General features: G+C 48.9%; 1 protein-coding gene and 1 pseudogene. One reads left to right on the forward strand and one right to left on the reverse strand.

What is annotated here, in order from left to right:
• A partial coding sequence (locus tag V7Z60_RS10055) for an HAD-IC family P-type ATPase (protein WP_334117671.1) occupies positions 1 to 624 on the forward strand: 624 nt, incomplete at its 5' end.
• 51 nt (positions 625 to 675) lie between these two features.
• On the opposite strand, the pseudogene V7Z60_RS10060 reads toward V7Z60_RS10055, so the two are convergent.
• Positions 676 to 1269, reverse strand: a pseudogene (locus V7Z60_RS10060) (glycosyltransferase family 2 protein); the annotation flags it as partial.

Genomic DNA, 1269 nt, shown 5'->3' on the forward strand with positions numbered 1-1269 from the left:
CAGGGATATGTCGTCTTCACTGACCGCCTGCGTCCGGAAGCTCCGGAAACCATGGAGTCACTGAAGGAACACGGCGTTGAACATCTTGTCATGCTGACGGGCGATCAGATGGCAATCGCTGAAAGAATTGCTCCGCAGGTTGGAATTACCGACGTCAGGGCCGATCTGCTTCCAACAGATAAAATCAATGCCTTGAAGAATGTTTCAGAAGACAGGCGTCCGATCATCATGGTCGGTGACGGCGTTAATGATGCTCCTTCGCTTGCAACGGCCGATGTCGGGATTGCCATGGGTGCCAACGGATCGACGGCAGCCAGTGAATCAGCCGACGTTGTCATTTTGAAAGACGACCTGTCAAAAGTCTCCAAAGCAGTCATAATTGCGCAGGATACCATGCGCATTGCCCGTCAGGCGGTCCTGATCGGCATCTTCATCTGCATCGGTCTGATGCTGATTGCAAGCACAGGCGTCATTCCGGCACTTGTCGGTGCAATGTTCCAGGAAGTCATCGATACGGTTTCCATTTTGTGGGGACTGCGTGCAAGGTATTCGAAGGAAAGGTATCATAAGGAAAACAAGAATCATCATAGCAAGCCCCATGGGACAACTCCTCTAGTGAACTGAGCAGGAATCAAAAGGACCACTCTGCATTGATTATGCAAGGTGGTCCTTTTGTTATTTGTTCATGATTTTCTTCTGATACTGCAGCCAGCAGAACCTGTAAAGAGGGTATCCCATTTTAAGCAGTATGAATGCAAGTCTGTCGCGCTTTGGTGTCTTCGGATCCTTTGCAACAGTCCTGCTGTTTTCCATGACATAGGAAATGATTTCGCGGCGCTTTTCATCCACTTCATCTCCTGTGGCATTGAGCATCTGATTGAGTGTACTGAGTCTTGCGTATACCTGTCGTCTCAGAACAGCAGCCTGAAGATCCGGATATACACCAAGCACATCCCTTGCCATCTTGTCCGTCATCTCAAGCATGTCAAGCTTGTTCATGCTGAAAGCGCCATTGACGATTGAGTTGTTGTGGAAGTTATAAGTGTACTTTGAATCATAACCCACCGCAATCTCATCGCACTGAAGCATCAGTGCATACGTTGTTCCGATGTCTTCAAAGAGCTTTCCCGCCGGATATTCAACACTGTCGAAGAGATCACGACGGTAAAGCTTTGCCCATGCCGACGTGTCAATCACGTCATGATACAGCATCCTCTCAAGGCATTCTCTGTTCGGCATCTTCTCATCGCCTTCTGAACCCAGGTCCTT

The organism is Ligilactobacillus sp. (genome assembly GCF_036846325.1).
Taxonomy (GTDB): Bacteria; Bacillota; Bacilli; order Lactobacillales; family Lactobacillaceae; genus Ligilactobacillus.